This is a genomic window from Methylorubrum sp. SL192 (assembly GCF_026672325.1).
Classification (GTDB): domain Bacteria; phylum Pseudomonadota; class Alphaproteobacteria; order Rhizobiales; family Beijerinckiaceae; genus Methylobacterium; species Methylobacterium extorquens.
On sequence record NZ_JAPPQV010000003.1, the window covers coordinates 856,439 to 874,032 of the forward strand.

General features: G+C 64.7%; 11 protein-coding genes. 5 read left to right on the forward strand and 6 right to left on the reverse strand.

Translation table 11 applies throughout. From position 1 onward, the window contains the following. Positions 1 to 614: 614 nt before the first annotated feature. Both OVA30_RS04765 and OVA30_RS04770 read left to right on the forward strand, forming a co-directional pair. Positions 615 to 6,428 carry a HAMP domain-containing protein gene (locus OVA30_RS04765; RefSeq protein WP_268174747.1) on the forward strand — a complete coding sequence of 1,938 codons (5,814 nt, stop codon included), beginning with the start codon at positions 615 to 617 and terminating at the stop codon, positions 6,426 to 6,428. Next, positions 6,425 to 8,512: a response regulator gene (locus OVA30_RS04770; RefSeq protein WP_268174748.1), complete on the forward strand. Its 2,088-nt coding sequence runs from the start codon at positions 6,425 to 6,427 to the stop codon at positions 8,510 to 8,512. The genes OVA30_RS04765 and OVA30_RS04770 overlap by 4 nt, the downstream gene beginning before the upstream one ends. 270 nt (positions 8,513 to 8,782) lie before the next feature. On the opposite strand, the gene OVA30_RS04775 is transcribed toward OVA30_RS04770, so the two are convergent. Beyond that, the gene (locus OVA30_RS04775; protein ID WP_268174749.1) at positions 8,783 to 9,655 is read right to left on the reverse strand and encodes an SDR family oxidoreductase; all 873 of its coding nucleotides are present in this window, start codon (positions 9,653 to 9,655) and stop codon (positions 8,783 to 8,785) included. 103 nt (positions 9,656 to 9,758) lie between these two features. Here OVA30_RS04775 and OVA30_RS04780 point away from each other — a divergent pair, with 103 nt between their 5' ends. After that, a complete protein-coding gene (locus OVA30_RS04780) occupies positions 9,759 to 10,652 on the forward strand; it encodes a LysR family transcriptional regulator (protein ID WP_268174750.1) in 894 nt (297 codons plus the stop codon). A 123-nt stretch (positions 10,653 to 10,775) separates the two neighbouring features. On the opposite strand, the gene OVA30_RS04785 is transcribed toward OVA30_RS04780, so the two are convergent. Both OVA30_RS04785 and OVA30_RS04790 read right to left on the reverse strand, forming a co-directional pair. After that, positions 10,776 to 11,822, reverse strand: a complete 1,047-nt coding sequence (locus tag OVA30_RS04785) for an LLM class flavin-dependent oxidoreductase (RefSeq protein ID WP_268174751.1) — start codon at positions 11,820 to 11,822, stop codon at positions 10,776 to 10,778. 235 nt (positions 11,823 to 12,057) lie between these two features. After that, positions 12,058 to 12,456, reverse strand: coding sequence for a DoxX family protein (locus tag OVA30_RS04790; protein WP_056112257.1), 399 nt, complete (start codon positions 12,454 to 12,456; stop codon positions 12,058 to 12,060). A gap of 125 nt (positions 12,457 to 12,581) precedes the next feature. Between OVA30_RS04790 and OVA30_RS04795 the strand changes: the two genes are divergently transcribed. After that, entirely contained in the window at positions 12,582 to 13,472 is an 891-nt protein-coding gene (locus OVA30_RS04795; protein WP_268174752.1) for a LysR family transcriptional regulator, read from the forward strand. A 346-nt stretch (positions 13,473 to 13,818) separates the two neighbouring features. Here OVA30_RS04795 and OVA30_RS04800 read toward each other — a convergent pair whose 3' ends face one another. Both OVA30_RS04800 and OVA30_RS04805 read right to left on the reverse strand, forming a co-directional pair. After that, the gene (locus OVA30_RS04800) at positions 13,819 to 14,472 is read right to left on the reverse strand and encodes a hydrolase (protein WP_268174753.1); all 654 of its coding nucleotides are present in this window, start codon (positions 14,470 to 14,472) and stop codon (positions 13,819 to 13,821) included. Between the two features lie 102 nt (positions 14,473 to 14,574). Beyond that, on the reverse strand, positions 14,575 to 15,531 hold the full coding sequence (locus OVA30_RS04805) for a zinc-dependent alcohol dehydrogenase family protein (RefSeq protein WP_268174754.1): 957 nt from the start codon (positions 15,529 to 15,531) through the stop codon (positions 14,575 to 14,577). Between the two features lie 95 nt (positions 15,532 to 15,626). Between OVA30_RS04805 and gcvA the strand changes: the two genes are divergently transcribed. After that, positions 15,627 to 16,544, forward strand: a complete 918-nt coding sequence (gene gcvA / locus OVA30_RS04810) for a transcriptional regulator GcvA (protein WP_268174755.1) — start codon at positions 15,627 to 15,629, stop codon at positions 16,542 to 16,544. 586 nt (positions 16,545 to 17,130) lie between these two features. On the opposite strand, the gene OVA30_RS04815 is transcribed toward gcvA, so the two are convergent. Further along, positions 17,131 to 17,505, reverse strand: coding sequence for a VOC family protein (locus OVA30_RS04815; protein ID WP_012253260.1), 375 nt, complete (start codon positions 17,503 to 17,505; stop codon positions 17,131 to 17,133). Positions 17,506 to 17,594: the final 89 nt, after the last annotated feature.

Genomic DNA, 17,594 nt, shown 5'->3' on the forward strand with positions numbered 1-17,594 from the left:
GCTTTTTGCGTGCGAAAGTCCATCGTCGTGTTCAGCGCCGATCCGAATGAACTCCGAGTACTGCAAGGGGTCAGGAGTTCGCGCGCCGATGGTTGTGCTGTGCGCCACAACTGGACCTTGGCCTGCGGTCCAGAAGCGGGATTTGGCTTTGCCCCATCAACGGACTTTCGCCCGCGGACGGCGGACAGTCTGGTGTTGATACAAGGTCGGTCCTTGGCGCGGGGAATACCTATATTTCTGACGGCAATATTCGTGGCTGCAGGGGAGCATCGGATACATCAGACGGGTAGGCTTTCCGGGATAGGCTCATAACCCATCATTTGAGCCTCCCAGTCGGCAAGGCGATCACAGCCTCTTGCTTGCTGCCCGTCACGGCGATGCGCGCCGCGAAACGAAAAACAACGATCTGCGTCGCGACGAGCGGGCCTATTCTCAGCCGAGCGGCCATGCATCGGAAAGAGCAACGTGCTGGGCCGCGCTACGGACCGAAGGATCGAGCAACCATTTACGCTGCGCCCTATTGCCGTTCTTCCTCGCCAGTGGTTTCTCACAGCCGCCGACGATCCAAAGAATGCCTCGCTGGTCTGTATCATCTACCCTAAGGGTGTACCCGCATGACGCCGACTACGTTGCAGTTGGAGCCGAAGCTCCTCCTGAAGAGCCTTCGTGCCTTTCGGAAGGGTGACTTCTCGACTCGGCTGCCGCTGGATCTGACGGGCATTGAGGGGGAGATCGCGCAAGCGTTCAACGATATCGTCGAGCTCAACCAAGGGCTCGCTCGTGAGCTCGACAGGGTCGCCCGCGCGGTCGGCAAGGACGGGCGCATCGGCGAGCGCGGAAAGCTTCCGGCCGCGACCGGCGGGTGGAACGATTGCGTTGAGTCGGTCAACACGATGATCGGCGACCTTGTTCAGCCCACCACCGAGGTGGCGCGCGTCATCGGGGCCGTCGCCAAGGGCGACCTCGGTCAGACCATGCAGATCGAGATCGAGGGCCGGCCCCTGCGCGGCGAGTTCCTCCGGATCGGCAAGGTCGTCAACACGATGGTGGACCAGCTGAACTCCTTCGCCTCGGAGGTGACCCGCGTCGCCCGCGAGGTCGGCTCGGAGGGCAAGCTCGGAGGGCAGGCGCAGGTCAAGGGCGTCGGCGGGACCTGGAAGGACCTGACCGACAACGTGAACCTGATGGCGGCCAACCTGACGGGCCAAGTGCGCAACATCGCTGAAGTCACCACCGCGGTGGCCAACGGCGATCTGTCCAAGAAGATCACCGTCGACGTGAAGGGCGAGATCCTCGACCTGAAATCGACCATCAACACGATGGTGGACCAGCTCAATTCCTTCGCCTCGGAAGTGACCCGCGTCGCCAAGGAGGTGGGGTCGGAGGGCAAGCTCGGCGGACAGGCGCAGGTCAAGGGCGTCGGCGGCGTCTGGAAGGACCTGACCGACAACGTCAACATGATGGCGGAAAACCTGACGGGCCAAGTGCGCAACATCGCCGAGGTCACCACCGCGGTCGCGCGGGGCGACCTGTCCAAGAAGATCACCGTCGATGTGAAGGGCGAGATTCTCGCCTTGAAGCTGACCATCAACACGATGGTGGACCAGCTGAACTCCTTCGCCTCCGAGGTGACCCGCGTCGCCCGCGAGGTCGGCACGGAGGGCAAGCTCGGCGGACAGGCCCAGGTCGAGGGCGTGGGCGGGACCTGGAAGGACCTGACCGACAACGTGAACATGATGGCGGCCAACCTGACGGGCCAGGTGCGCAACATCGCCGAAGTCACCACCGCCGTGGCCAACGGCGATCTCTCCAAGAAGATCACCGTCGATGTGCGCGGCGAGATCCTGGAACTCAAGAACACCATCAACACGATGGTGGACCAGCTGAACTCCTTCGCCTCGGAGGTGACCCGCGTCGCCCGTGAGGTCGGCTCGGAAGGCAAGCTCGGCGGGCAGGCGCAGGTGCGCGGTGTCGCCGGCACCTGGGCCGACCTCACCGACAACGTGAACCTGATGGCGGCCAACCTCACGGGGCAGGTACGCAACATCGCCGACGTGACGACGGCGGTCGCCAACGGCGATCTCTCCAAGAAGATCACCGTCGATGTGCGCGGCGAGATCCTGGAGCTCAAGAACACCATCAACACGATGGTGGACCAACTGAACTCCTTCGCCTCCGAGGTGACCCGCGTCGCGAAGGAAGTGGGTTCGGAAGGCAAGCTTGGCGGTCAGGCCCGCGTCGAGGGCGTGGCCGGCACCTGGGCCGACCTCACCGACAACGTGAACCTGATGGCGGCCAACCTGACGGGCCAGGTGCGCAACATCGCCGATGTGACGACCGCGGTCGCCAATGGCGATCTGTCCAAGAAGATCACCGTCGACGTAAAGGGCGAGATCTTGGAGCTCAAGTCGACTATCAACACGATGGTGGATCAGCTGAACTCCTTCGCCTCCGAGGTGACCCGCGTCGCCCGCGAGGTCGGCACGGAGGGCAAGCTCGGCGGACAGGCGCAGGTCAAAGGCGTCGGCGGCGTCTGGAAGGGCCTGACCGACAATGTGAATATGATGGCGGCCAACCTCACAGGGCAGGTGCGCAACATCGCCGAAGTCACCACCGCGGTGGCCAACGGCGACCTGTCCAAGAAGATCACGGTGGCCGTCGAGGGCGAGATCCTGGAGCTCAAATCGACCATCAACACGATGGTGGATCAGCTGAACTCCTTCGCCTCCGAGGTGGTCCGCGTCGCCCGCGAGGTCGGCATCGAGGGCAAGCTCGGCGGCCAGGCACAGGTGCGCGGCGTCGGCGGGACTTGGAAGGACCTGACCGACAACGTGAACATGATGGCGGCCAACCTGACGGGGCAGGTGCGCAACATCGCCGACGTGACGACGGCGGTCGCCAACGGCGATCTGTCCAAGAAGATCACCGTCGACGTGAAGGGCGAGATCCTGGAGCTCAAGTCGACCATCAACACGATGGTGGATCAGCTGAACTCCTTCGCCTCCGAGGTGACCCGCGTCGCCCGCGAGGTCGGCTCCGAGGGCAAACTCGGCGGCCAGGCGCAGGTGCGCGGCGTCGGCGGAACCTGGAAGGACCTGACCGACAACGTGAACATGATGGCCGCCAACCTCACCGGTCAGGTGCGCGGCATCGCAGACGTCGTCACGGCGGTGGCGCAGGGCGACCTCAAGCGGAAACTCTCAGTCGACGCCAAGGGCGAGATCGCGGCGCTGGCCGACACCGTCAACGAGATGATCGAGACGCTCGCCACCTTTGCCGACCAGGTGACCAACGTGGCGCGCGAGGTGGGCGTCGAAGGCAAGCTGGGCGGCCAAGCGCGGGTGCCGGGTGCGGCGGGTCTCTGGCGTGATCTGACGGACAACGTGAACCAGCTCGCGGCGAACCTCACGACTCAGGTGCGCGCCATCGCCGAGGTGGCGACCGCCGTGACGAAGGGGGATCTCGCGCGCTCGATCTCGGTCGAGGCCTCCGGCGAGGTCGCCTCGCTGAAGGACAACATCAACGAGATGATCCGCAATCTGCGGGACACGACGCTCAAGAACGCCGAGCAGGATTGGTTGAAGACCAACCTCGCCAAATTCACCCGCATGCTGCAGGGCGAGCGCGACCTCGCCACGGTCTCGAACCTGATCCTGTCCGAGATTGCATCGCTCGTGAGCGCCCAGCGCGGCGTGTTCTACATGGTGGAGGACGAGGGCGGAGAGCCGGTTCTCGATCTGATGGCGAGCTACGCCTTCACGGAGCGCAAGAACCTCTCGAACCGCTATCGCCTGCGTCAAGGCCTCGTCGGCCAATGCGCCTTCGAGAAGAAGCGCATCCTCCTCACCCACGTGCCCGGCGACTACATCACCATCGGCTCGGCTCTCGGCGAGGCGCCGCCCCTCAACATCATCGTGCTGCCCGTCCTCTTCGAGCAGGAAGTCCGAGCAGTCATCGAGTTGGCGTCGTTCAGCCGCTTCAGCGAGACCCACCAGTCCTTCCTCGATCAGCTGACCGAGTCGATCGGGATCGTGCTCAACACGATCGCTGCCAACATGAGGACGGAAGGCCTCCTGAAGCAGTCGCAGCTCCTGACCGGCGAGTTGCAGAGCCGGCAGGAAGAATTGAAGAAGACGAACGATCGCCTGGAGCTGCAGGCCGCCTCGCTGCAGCAATCCGAGGACCTCCTGAAGAACCAGCGGGAGCGGCTGCAGCAGACCAACGAGGAGCTGGAGGAAAAGGCGCGCCTGCTCGAAATCCAGAAGCGTGAGGTCGAGGGTAAGAACCGCGAGGTCTCGATCGCCAAGACGGCGCTGGAGGAGAAGGCCGAGCAGCTGAGCCTGACCTCGCGCTACAAGTCGCAGTTCCTCGCCAATATGAGCCACGAGCTGCGCACGCCGCTCAACAGCCTGCTGATCCTCTCGAAGCTTCTCTCCGAAAACCGCGACGGGAACCTCACCGACAAACAGCGGGAATTCGCCAAGACGATCAACGCGGCCGGGACCGACCTCCTGTCGCTCATCAACGACATCCTCGATCTCTCCAAGATCGAGTCGGGCACGGTGTCGCTCGAGATCGGCGACGTCACGCTGCAGGACATCAGCGAGAACCTGAACAGGACCTTCCGGCAGCTCGCCGAGGAGCGCCACCTCGCCTTTGTGATCGAGGCCGATCCGGGCCTGCCGCGCTCCCTGCGGACGGACTCGAAGCGCCTGCAGCAGGTCCTGCGCAACCTACTCTCCAACGCCTTCAAGTTCACCGAGAAGGGGAGCGTCTCGCTCAAGATCGGTTCCGCGGAGGGCTCGCCCCTGCGCGCCGGGACCCAGTGGATCGCCATGTCCGTCACCGATACCGGGATCGGCATCGCCGAGGACAAGCAGCGGATCATCTTCGAGGCGTTCCAGCAGGCCGACGGGACCACGAGCCGCAAGTACGGCGGCACGGGCCTCGGCCTCGCGATCAGCCGCGAGATCGCGCGCCTGCTGGGCGGCGAGATCGTGGTCGAGAGCCGCGTCGGTACGGGCAGCACCTTCACCCTGTTCCTGCCCTTCGAGCCGCCCGCGCAGGCGCTCACCGGACGCGTGGCGGAGGCATCGGACGGGTACGCGCCTTCGGCGCCGATGGGCCGCCAGCCGAACACCGCGATGGCGCTCTCGTCCTCTGCGGACGACCGCCACGCGATTCACCCGAGCGACCACATCGTGCTCATCGTGGAGGACGACGCCATGTTCGCCTCGGTGCTGCTGGAGCTCGCGCGCGAGCGTGGCTTCAAAGGTTTGATCGCGCAGGACGGAGCCGGCGCACTTAGCCTCGCGCACCGCTTCAAGCCGCACGCCATCACCCTCGATATCGGCCTGCCCGATATGGACGGCTGGGCCCTGCTCGACCTCCTGAAGAACGATCCCCGCACCCGGCACATTCCGATCCACGTGATCTCGGTCAACGACGAGAAGAAGCGCGGCCTTCGCGCGGGCGCGTTCGGGTTTCTGGAGAAGCCGGTCGAGCGCGAGGGCCTGATGCGCGCCCTGGAGCGCTCGAAGGAGTTCATCACGCGGCCGGTGCGCAACCTCCTGCTCGTCGAGGACGACGAGAACCAGCGCGCCAGCATCACAGCGCTCCTGAGCGAAGAGGACGTCAAAATCTTCGGGGTCGGCACGGCCTCCGCCGCGCTGGAAGCCCTGACAGGCGGCCGGTTCGACTGCGCGATCATCGATCTCGGCCTGCCCGATATCGGCGGTTCCGAGCTGATCGAGCAGATCCGTGCCTCCCAGGATGGGGAGGAGTTGCCGATCATCGTGTATACGGGCCGGGAGCTGACGGCCGCCGAGGAGCAGCAGCTCAGGCACACCGCCTCAACGATCATCCTCAAGGACACGCGCTCGTCCGAGCGACTCCTCGACGAGACCGCGCTGTTTCTGCATCGCGCGATCAATCGCGTTCCAGTCGAGGAGCAGATCCTCGTCGAGCGGAAGGATGCGACGTCACTTCAGGGCTGTCGGGTCATTCTGGTCGATGACGACCTGCGCAACATCTTCTCGCTCACGAGCGCCCTCGAGCAGCATGGGCTGGAAGTTCTGTTCGCCGAGAACGGGCAGGACAGCATCGCCCTCCTCAAGTCCAACCCGAACATCGATGCGATGCTGGTCGACATCATGATGCCGGGGATGGACGGCTACGAGACGATGCGCGCGATCCGGGCGGAGGCCAGCTTCCGTAGCCTGCCGCTCATCGCGGTGACCGCGAAGGCCATGAAGGGCGACCGCGAGAAGTGCCTCGAGGCGGGCGCGTCCGATTACGTCTCGAAGCCGATCGACATGGATCAGCTCCTCGCGGTGCTGCGGGTGCAGCTGGCCCGGCGTGGCGAGGTCGCACACGGCCCCGTGCCCACGCTCGGCGACCCGACGACCCTCGATCGGCAACCACAATGAAGGACGGGCTGAGTTTCCTGCCGACCGGGACCGGCAGCTCCGCCGAGCCGCGGAGCGCCCGCACTGAGCCCGATCCGGTTCGGGCCAAGATCCTGATCGTCGATGACGATCAGCGCAATCTCCTCGCCGCCTCCGAGGTCCTCGCCGATCCGGCGATCGACCTCGTGCTGGCGAACTCGCCCGAGGAAGCCCTGCGGCAGGCGCTCCGGGAGGATTTCGCCCTGATCCTGCTCGACGTGCAGATGCCGCGCATGGACGGCTACGAGGTCGCCTCCCTAATCCGCAGCCGCTCGCGCACGTCCCGTGTCCCGATCCTGTTCCTTACAGCCCACAACAAGGAGGACATCCACATCTTCCGCGGATACTCCGCCGGAGCGGTGGACTACGTATTCAAACCCATCCAGCCTCTGGTCCTCAAATCGAAGGTCGATGTCTTCGTCGATCTGTACCTGAAGACAGCGGAGATCCAGCGCAAGGCGGCGGCCGAGAAGCAGCTGCTCCTGGAAAACCTGCGCGTACGGGGCGAGAAGCTTGCCGCCGAGCAGGCTCTGCGCAGGCGTGAGGAACATCAGGCCGCTGTCCTGCGCGGCCTCCCCATTGCGCTCTACACCTCGCCATTCAGTGGAGACGATCGACGGCTTCACTTCACGAATGACAGCATCGAGCGCATCACCGGCTTCTCGCGCGAGGCCTTTGCTGCCTCAAACCTCTGGGGGGAGCAGCTTGAACCGGATGACAGGGAGAGGATCTCTGCGGATTTGAGCACGGTCTCGGAATCCGGCGCGGTAACTCTCGAATATCGCTGGCGCAACGCAGACGGCAGGGAGCGGCACATTCTCGATCAGATCGTGATCAACGTTGATGAGAACGGTGCGCCGGTCGAACTGTTTGGGATGTGGTTCGACGTGACAGAGCGCAAGGAGCTTGAACTCAGCTTGCAGCATGCGTCAAAGCTTGAAGCGGTTGGCCGCCTGACAGGCGGTATTGCGCACGACTTCAACAATATGCTGAGCATCGTGATCGGCAACCTTGATCTGGTGAAGAGCTCGTTGTCGGGCAACGAGAAAGCGCTCCGCCGCATCGAGAGCGCCATCGAGGGAGCCCATCGCTGCGCTGAACTGACCAGTCGGCTGCTGGCCTTCTCCCGGCGCTCTCCTCTCCAGCCCAGAGCGTTGGACTTCACGAGCTTCATACCTGGCCTGATAAAGCTCCTAGAGCGCACTCTTGGGGAGCGGATTGCGATCTCCGCGGACCTGGAGGATGGACTGCCGGAAGTCTGCGTTGATCACGCTCAGTTCGAGGCCGCCCTCATCAACCTCGCTGTGAATGCGCGGGACGCGATGCCAGACGGGGGGACCTTGGGCATTCGCATCAAGCGTCATGAGGCCGACGCGCAGGAGGACTCCGAGCAGGTGCACTCCGTCGAGATCGCGGTCACGGACTCGGGCACAGGGATGTCTCCAGCCGTCCTCGCTCGCGTATTCGAACCGTTCTTCACGACCAAGGAGGCCGGTAAAGGCACTGGGCTCGGTCTGAGCATGGTCTACGGTTTCGTACAGCAGAGCGGCGGAACCATCGCCGTTGACAGCAATCCTGACCAAGGCACCCGGTTCGTTATTACGTTGCCCGTGCTCGCCCAGCGGAGTTTTTCGTCGGAGGAAATGGATCCAGGCAACGCCCCCGGACCGCAGAACGCGATGAATGGTGCAGGGAGAGCCGTGCTCGTCGTCGAGGACGATGCCGATGTCCGCTTTACGGTTGTCTCGACTTTTGAAGCACTTGCATTCAAAGTTTTCAGTGCGCAGGACGTCGACGAGGCCCTCCGCCTCCTGCAAATAGAGTCGAACATTTCTCTCGTTTTCAGTGACGTGAACATGCCTGGCGCGATGAACGGCATCGAGCTTGGGCACATCATCCGCCAGCGATGGCCGGACATGCCAATTTTGCTGTCGTCCGGCTACCTTCAAGAAGATCAGGACACGAACGGCTTTTCGTTGCTGCAGAAACCGTATCGCGCGACTGAGTTGGTCGAAACCCTACGTGGTCTGCTCAGCAATGCGCATGGGACAATGCCAATCGAATAAGAGTCGGAGATGCACTTCTTCCCGGTGACGCCCGACGCGATGAGCGTCATGACGTGACCGGCTGGCTTTGGTCCGGGCTGATTGCACGGGTCAGCCTGGACTGAAGGCGTCGGACATGCGGCGAAGTCAGCAACGCGCCATCAGCGGACCTTCGGATCGAACCACTGGAATGGCCGCTTTGGAGCCCGACAGCTGCCGTTGAGACAGAATGCTCAGTCCGGCGGCCACAACGTCCTGACTTGAGGGTCGCCGATGTTTCGCAGCGAGTTTTTAGGCGGTTGCTGCGGCCTGGGCGGCGAAGGCACGATAGGAGCGCAGCGGACGTCCCAACAGTGCGGTGAGGCGGTCGACATCGCCGGCGTCGGGCACCATCCCCACGCTGAGAAAGCGCTCGCACATCAGGCGCATGTCGAAGGCCATCCAGCCCGGCACGTGCTTCTGCCGAAGGTTCTGCTCGAAGGCGGCGGTGTCATCGCCACCGTAGTTGATCTGGCGGCCTAAGACATCGGACCAGATGGCGGCAACGTCCGAACCCGTCAGCGTCTCGGGACCAACGAGGTTGATCCGGTCGAAGGGAAGTGGCGTCTCGGCCTGCTCGCGGCGGATGAGTTCGAGAGCCGCGATTTCGCCGAGGTCGGCAGCGTCGATCATCGCGAGGCCTTTGGCTCCGATGGGCATAGGGTAGATGCCATAGTCACGCACCACATCTTTGACCATGAAATCGTTGTTCATGAAGTAGGCGGGACGCAGGACGGTGGCGTTGAAACCCATCGCCTCGATCATGCGCTCGACGCCGAACTTGCCCGCGAAGTGCGGCACGTTCACGTAGAGGTCGCTGTGGATCACCGACAGGTAGACGATCCGCTCGATCCCAGCCTCTCGGGCAAGATTGAGCGCGATCAGCGCCTGGGTGACCTCGTCGGGCACGACTGCGTTCAGCAGGAACAGGGTCGAGACGCCCGAAAGGGCGTTCCGCATTGTGTCGACATCGAGCAGGTCTCCCTGGACCGCGGTGACGCCCGCCGGCAACTTGGCCTTCGACGGGTCACGGACCAGGGCGCGGACGTCGGTGCCGCGCTTGATGAGGTGCTCGACGACATGGCTGCCGACGGTGCCGGTCGCGCCGGTAACGAGAATGGTCATGGGGTAACTCCAGTTTTGCCTCAAACGACAGCTGGAAGATGATGGACCCGCTCGCGATCCAATAGGCCTCCTGATAGGATGGTCCGTCTCGCTGGTGGAACGCATGGACCTCCTCGCCCTCGCAGATTTCAACCTCGTCGCCCAACACGGCGGCTTCGGCCGGGCTGCACGCGCTGCCGGACGTCCAAAGGCGACGCTGTCCCGCCGCGTTGCGGAGCTGGAGGCCAGCCTCGCCCTGCGCCTGTTCGAACGTGGGGCGCGCATCCTGAAGCTGACGGAGGAAGGCCGGGCGCTCCACGAGCGGACGAAGGTGTTGCTCACGGAACTCAGCGAAACGGCTGCGGCCATCGCGACGGGGGGCGACAGACCACGGGGCCGGCTACGCATCAGCGCGCCCGTGCTTTTCTCGCAGTCCGCGATGGCAAAGCTCGCCGTCGGGTTCGCCCTCAAGCATCCCGAGGTTCGGCTTGAAGTCACCACGGAGGACCGTGCCGTCGATATGGTGGAAGAGGGCTACGACCTCGTGATCCGGGTGAATCCCGATCCGGACGAGAGCCTCGTCGGACGTATCTTCCTGCGGGACCGTCTGGTCGTCGTGGCGGCTCCGAGCATGGTCCGGCCGACGGGCGATGCGACCGCTCCCGCCGTCATACGCGGACCGATGGAGGGCTCCATGAGCTGGAATATGAAGTCGCCTGCGGGCAGATCGAGCGTCACCGCCGAGCCCGTCCTGAGCCTGCCGTCGCTGATGATGGTTCGCGACGCGGTCAGAGCTGGCGCCGGTGCCGGACGCCTTCCCCTCTCGCTCGTCAGTCATGATCTGGCCGCCGGCCGGCTGGTCCTCTGGGGCGAGCTCGACAGACCTGAGATCGCTCTCTGGACCCTCTATCCATCGCGGCGTCTGCTGAGCGCACGGGTCTCGGCCTTCCTCGACCATCTCAAGGAGGCTTTTCCGATGGGAACCGCCGACGAACTGGCGGCCCACATCGGAGGGTGACAGGCCGCGTCAGGCTCAACGGAGGCCGTCAGACCGACTGCGCGTGCTTCTCTCAAGTTCGAGGTTTTCGTGAGGGAGCGTCTGCAACTTGACGCCTTTACGAGGTGAGGGCGACACCTCTTTTCACACCGCCTTCGCGAGTTCCGCCTTCACCCGCGGCATCACCTCAGTACCCAGAAGTGTGATCGACCGCTCCATGGCGTCCGGCTCCTGTATCGCCGAGCTCATCTGGAAGGTCAGGCGTGAGAGGCCGCCCAGCGCCGCGTTGGCGTCGAGCACCTTTGCCGCAACCGTCTCCGGCGCGCCGATGAGGTAGGCGCCGTAAGGGCCGCACATCGCCTGGAACTGCTCGCGCAGGTCCGTACTCGGCCAGCCACGCTCCGCTCCGATCTTTCCGAACATCTGCGCCCAGCCCGGATAGAACGCCTCTTGTGCGGCACGGTCCGTGTCTGCGACGAACCCGACCGCGTGCACGCCCACCTTCAACGTCTCCGGCGCATGCCCCGCCTTCCGGCCGGCTTCCCGGTAGAGTTCGACCAGGGGACGGAAGCGCTGGAAGCTGCCGCCGATGATGGCGACCATCAAGGGTAGGCCCAGGGTGCCCGCCCGGGCGAAGGACGCCGGCGTCCCGCCGACTCCGATCCAGATCGGGAGCCTGTCCTGGTGCGGGCGCGGGTAGACACCCTGGCCGCTCAGCGGCGGCCGGAACCGGCCGCGCCAGGTCACGTGGGTTTGGTCGCGCAAAGCCAGGAGCAGGTCTAACTTCTCGGCGAACAATGCGTCGTAGTCCTGGGCGGCGAAGCCGAAGAGCGGGTAGGCCTCGCCGAAGGAGCCGCGTCCGACCACGATCTCGGCCCGCCCCTTGGCGATCAGGTCGAGGGTGGCGAATTCCTGGAAGACGCGGACCGGATCGGCCGCGCTCAGCACGGTGACGGCGCTTGTCAGACGTATGGTTCTGGTGCGCGCGGCCGCAGCCGCGAGGATGATCGCGGGTGCCGCGTCCAGAAACTCGGCGCGGTGGTGCTCGCCAATGCCGAAAACGTCGAGCCCCGCCCGGTCGGCGACCTCGACCTCGGCGAGCAAGCGTTCCATGCGCTCGGCCGCCGGCAGGGTCCGACCCGTCTTCGGGTCGGGAAGGGTGACGGCAAAGCTGTCGATGCCGAACTCCATGACGGGCTTTCCCTGTGTCAGGCGAAGTCGATGTGGGCCGTGGCCGGAGAGAGGCGGCCCCAGTTTACGCGCGTGGAGCCCGCAGAACGTTTCTGCCCTCGGGCTCGAGCCGGTCGACAATGCCCGAGACGTAGCCGATCGAACCGCACGAAAGGACCCCGCCCCCCAATAGACGGCTCTCTCCCGGCTCGTTCGAGGCCGCCGCCGGCAAGGCCATGCAGCGGCCGACCCATGGTCAGCGACGACCGAGAACCGCGAGGATCTGATCGCGGCGCAGCCACACCAAGGTCGCGGTCAGGGCGAGCAGCACGACGGCCGGGGCGGCGGGCGTGGGCAGAACGGTGAGATGGGCCAGGATGGCACCCACCATGGTGCAGGCCAGCAAGAGGGCGGCGAAGGCGGCGTATCCGGGCACCAGCAGGGCGACGGCACCGGCGACTTCCACAAGACCGGTGACGATGCGGAACCACTGGCCGACGCCAATGAGGTCATAGACCTGCACCATCATCGACACGCCGGCCAGCTTGGCCCCGCCAGCGGCGAGGAACACGAGGGCGAGCAGCACCTGCAGCGACCAGGCCGCGATGGTGAGCTTGCGCGAGGAAGCCGGTGAGGCCGCGAGGGTCTGAGACATGAGAGACATCCGGTTCGAGGTGGCCGACCGCGGGTGCGGCTTGGCTGTGAGCGAAAGACCTAAGCGCCTTCCGTCTCCCATCGAAGCCTCTATGTTTCGATGCGTCCCATCACCTGGACAGATGGATGCTCGATCAGCTCACCCTCGATCAGTTGCGAACCTTCGTCGCCGCCGTCGACACCGGCAGCTTCTCGGCGGCCGGACGCAAGCTCGGGCGCGCTCAGTCCCTCATCAGCCAATCCCTCGCCAACCTGGAGAGCCAGTCCGGCATCAAGCTGTTCGACCGTTCCAGCCGCTATCCGATCCTGACCGAGGCCGGCAGAGTGCTGTTGGCCCATGCCCGTGCGACCGTCGCCGCCGCCGAGACCTTCAAGTCGCACGCAAAGGACCTCGCCGGCGGCCTGGAGCCAGAGGTCAGCATCGTGCTCGACGTCCTGTTTCCGATCCAGGTGCTGACAGCCGCCGTGGTCGCGTTTCAACCGGCATTCCCCAGGACCCCACTTCGGGTACAGGTCGAGACCCTCGGCGCGGTGATCGCACCGGTTCTCGACGGACGTTGCGCATTCGCGGTCGCCGGCGCCACTCCCCTGCTACCCCCTGAACTCGCACGCGAGCCATTATGCCAGGTTGAGTTGGTGATGGTCGCCTCGCCCGCGCATCCCCTCGGCGGACGGACGGGGACGATCCCCACCGCCGACCTGGCCGAGCATGTCCAATTGGTCCTGACCGACCGGAGCGAGCTAACCAAAGGGCGCGAGTTCGGCGTATTCTCGCCGAGGACCTGGCGGCTTGCGGATCTCGGGGCGAAGCACGCATTCCTGCGCTCGGGCCTGGGCTGGGGAGGGATGCCCCTCGACGTCGTCGCGGATGACCTTGCCAGCGGTCTCCTCGTGAGACTGGATATCGCCGCCGTGCCGAAGGGCGGCCTGTTCCTGCCGATGTGGGCCGTCTACCCGATTGAGCGCCCGCCGGGCCCGGCCGGCCGCTGGCTGATCACACAGCTGGCCTCCCCGTGAACGAAAGCTCATCGCCAAGGTCTGAGGATCGATCCGACCATGAGACGGGACGTCCCAAATCGTTGGCGGACCGAGAGGATCTGGGACAGGTACCTTCTGAAGGGAAGGAGTGCCCCAGGTCTCAGTCCAACGTGGCAGGTCGGCATCGAGCATCACGCGCTGCCAGACGAAGGAATCGTGGCGCGCCGATCCCCAGTCGAGATTGGCATCGCCGTCGTAACGGGTGCGGATCTCCACGCCGGCCGAGAGATAGATCGAGCCATCTGCGCTCAGCGGGATGTCCTTGAACCGCTCCGTCCAGCCGCCCGTGCGCCCCGCCGGATCGGCGAGGGCGGCCGCTATTCGATCAGCCCGCGGCTTTCGGCACAGGCGTAGCGAGTAGCTGCTGTTCCCAAAGATATGCAATGCCGCTGCCGGCAGCGTGTTGCTTGAGCACCTCGGTGAGACCGACGGCGGTATCCAGGCGGGCCCAGTCGCGCTGCCACTCGGCCGCCAGCGCCAGCCAAGTCATCATGTTCACGCCGGCCCGGATCATGCGCTGGATGGCGACTTCGTGAGCCTCAACCGAGACGCCCCCGGAGGCGTCGGTGATCACCGTGACGTCCCAGCCTTCGCCTGCGGCCTGGATCGCGGGCATCGCGACACAGATTTCGGTCCAGAGGCCTGCGACGATCAGCTGCTTGCGGCCGGTCGCCTTAACCGCATCCACGACTTTCTCATCCTCCCAGGTGTTGATGAACGTTCTGTCGATCACCTCCTGGCCCGGAAAGACATCGGTGACCTGCGGGAAGATGACGCCGCCGCGCTCTGCTATGACGCTCGTCAGGATGGTGGGCACGCCGAACACCTTGGCGGATTTAGCCAGAGCGGTCGTGTTGTTCACGACCATATGCGGATCGTGGCTGTTCAGGTTTGTGAGCTGGTAAGGCTGATGATCGATCAGAACCAGTACGGAGTCTTCGTGACGAAGTAGCGAATCAGGGCCGTTGCGAAATTTCATGGTTATCACCTCTTGTGCTGGCTTTGAGATGTCGTCGTCGTCTTCGACCTACAGGACATCGCGACCTATCAGGTCAGGGACTCCGGCAGAGGTCAGGCTGCGTCACGATCTGACTCTGAGCACGATCTTGCCCTTGAGCCGGCCCTCCTCGGAGCGCGCGTGGGCGCGTGCGACGTCGTCGAGGGGAAACTCCAGGCCGACTTGCGGCACCACCAGGCCTCGCTCGAGGAGGCGCGTGAGGGCGTCGAGCTTGCTGCCGTTCTGGCGAGAGAAAACGAAGTGGTAGGTCGCGTTCCGGCCCCAGGCGTCGATGAGGTTCTGGGGCGTCGCCGTGTCCACCAGGGTGACGACTCGCCCATCCTCGCGGAGGATGCGTGGGGAACGCGAAAGCGTGTCGCGCCCGATCGTATCCAGAACGACGTCGACGCCCCTGCCTTCGGTCAGGCGATCAACGGCGTCCACGTAGTCCTCGCGCTCGAAATCGATGACGGCCGAGGCGCCGAGCCGTTCGACGAGCGCCGCGTCGCTGCCTCGTGCCGTCGCCAGGACCCGCGCGCCGATGGCCTTGGCGACCTGGACGGCGATGGCCCCGACGCCGCCGGCGCCGCCGTGGATCAGGACGGTCTCGGTCACCTGCAACCGGGCCCGCTCGACCAGCCCCTCCCAAACGGTCACGCCGACCAGGCTGACGCTCGCGGCCTCGGAATGGGTCAGGTTGGCCGGCTTTCGCGCCACGATCTCGGCGTCCGCCACATGGTATTCCGCGTACGATCCCGGCCCGCTAAAGATCTGCGGCGTGTAATAGACCTCATCCCCCACGCGGAAGTTCGTCACGTCTGATCCGACTTGGTCGACCACCCCGGAGACGTCGTGCCCGATGATGGCAGGCAGTTCGACCTGATCGGCGTAGTCACCGCGGCGGATCTGTGCGTCGAGCGGGTTGATCGACGTCGCATGCACCGCAACGCGGACCTGCCGGGGTCCTGGCCGTGGGTCGGGTAGATCCCGGAGCTCGAAGCTGTCCGGCCCCCCGAACCTCGTCAACACCATCGCTTTCAAGTGAGTCTCCTGTCCTCGGCAGGCGCCTTTGTGTCAGCCGGGATACGGGATGACGAACTCGTTCTCCTCACGGGACGGATGAGCTACATTCAGCCATGACGATGCGAAGGTCGCTTCCCCCGCTCGCGACGCTGCGGGCCTTCGAGGCGGCAGGGCGCCGCCTGAGCTTCCGCGGAGCAGCCGACGAACTGGGCGTCACGCCGACCTCCATCAGCCATCAGATCCGGCTTCTCGAACAAACCCTGGGGCTGCGCCTCTTCCACCGCGAGACGCGCCGGGTCCGATTGACCGCAGAGGGAGCCGTACTGCTGCCCGTGCTCCGCGATGGCTTCGACGCGTTTGCCGAAGCCATCGACCAGATCCGCGGCCGGCGCGCGGCCGGTGTCCTCACGCTCTCGGCTCCGACCGCCTTCGTCGCGAAGTGGCTGGTGCCACGGCTTGCCGACTTCCGTGCCGCGCATCCCGCTTGCGACCTGCGACTGCACGCGTCCGACAGCCTGATCGACTTCGCTCGCGATGGCGTGGACGTCGCGGTCCGGTACGGGCCGGGTCCCTATTCCGATTTCGACGCTCACAGGCTTCTAGCCGAGCGCGTTACTCCTGCTTGTAGTCCCCACCTCGCCATTCGATCCGTGGGTGACTTGAGACATCACACGCTGCTGCATTTCGAGACGCCGACTTGGCCTGCCTGGTTGCGGCATGCCGGGGTGACCGGCGTCGATGGCAGAGCGGGCATTCGGTTCAGCGACGAAGGGCATGTCATCCAGGCCGCGATCGCCGGCCAGGGGATAGCGCTCCTCTCTGACGTGCTGACCGCCGACGAGTTGACGAGCGGCGCACTGGTCCAACCGTTCGGGCCTGTCCTCGACGCGCACCCTTACTGGGTCGTTCGCCCGCGCCACTCGGTTCGGAAAGCAGATGTCGAGAAGTTGGTCAGCTGGCTGGTCTCCGCCGCTGCAGGCTCCGTGCCGATCGGCGCCAAGCCGAATGTCGCCTTTCGGGCAACACCCTGAGGACGGCTCCCCACCCTCTGCCGGCATCGGCCCGTCGATCGAGCCGATCCGGCCCCACATCGGCGATTGGTGGCGGACGGGGCACTTCGGTTCGCAGGGGCCGCGCCAGGATGTGGGACTATCTGCCCACAACCACCCGTTTATCTCAGGGCTGTCGTTCCACTCTCAGGCATCTCAGTCCACAACCACCTTGCCCCGCCCGGTCCGCCGGCGCGGGGTCTTTCGTTTCGGCGACACGGTGCGATTTCAAACCGAGGCTGAACCGTTTGACCCGATTGGGGTTTCACTTCGGAACCTCTCGTTCCATGACGCAACTCACCCCCGCCCGGCTCAGCCGCGGCGGGGTTTTTCATACCCTTTTCCACACTCACGAGCGGCCATCCGCAAAGTCCGAGATCACCGTCGGACCGATCATAACGTTCGTGCGTGAGACGCCGGATGGTGGTTCGGGCGGCGTATGTGGAGCGCCCGGGCCTGCCAGTGCAGTGCTCGAAAAGCTAAACTGAGACCGTGCCGATCCTTCTCGGATGTCCAGCATTGGCCTCCATCTTCAATTCGAACGACGTAAAGTTGACACCGGTTATTGTCACTTCCCCGGATGCGTCCGTGCCGTCAGCTTGTTTCCGTCCGGGTCACGAAGATAGGCGACAAAGGATCCGTTCGGACGCTCTGTGGGCGGGCTCTCGATCGCAGTACCACCATGCGCGAGCCCGGCTTCATGCCACGCGAGAACATGGTCACGGCTCGCTGCTGCGATACCGATCGTCCCACCGTTGGCTGCGGTTGCCGGCTTGCCATCGATGGGCTTCGTGACCATCAGCCGCCCGCCCTCGTGGGAGTAGATCAGCCTGCCTCTGGCATCCATCTCACCGGGCTGGCCTCCCAGAGCGGCGAATGTGGCATCGTAGAAGCTCCGGGCCTGCTCCAAGTTGTTGCTGCCGATCATGATGTGAGTGAACATATTCGCTTTCTCCAAGGATAGGCCACACAAGCAAATCGTGGATGAGCACCGAATCGAACCGCTGTCGTTCACATGCGCGTATGTATAGG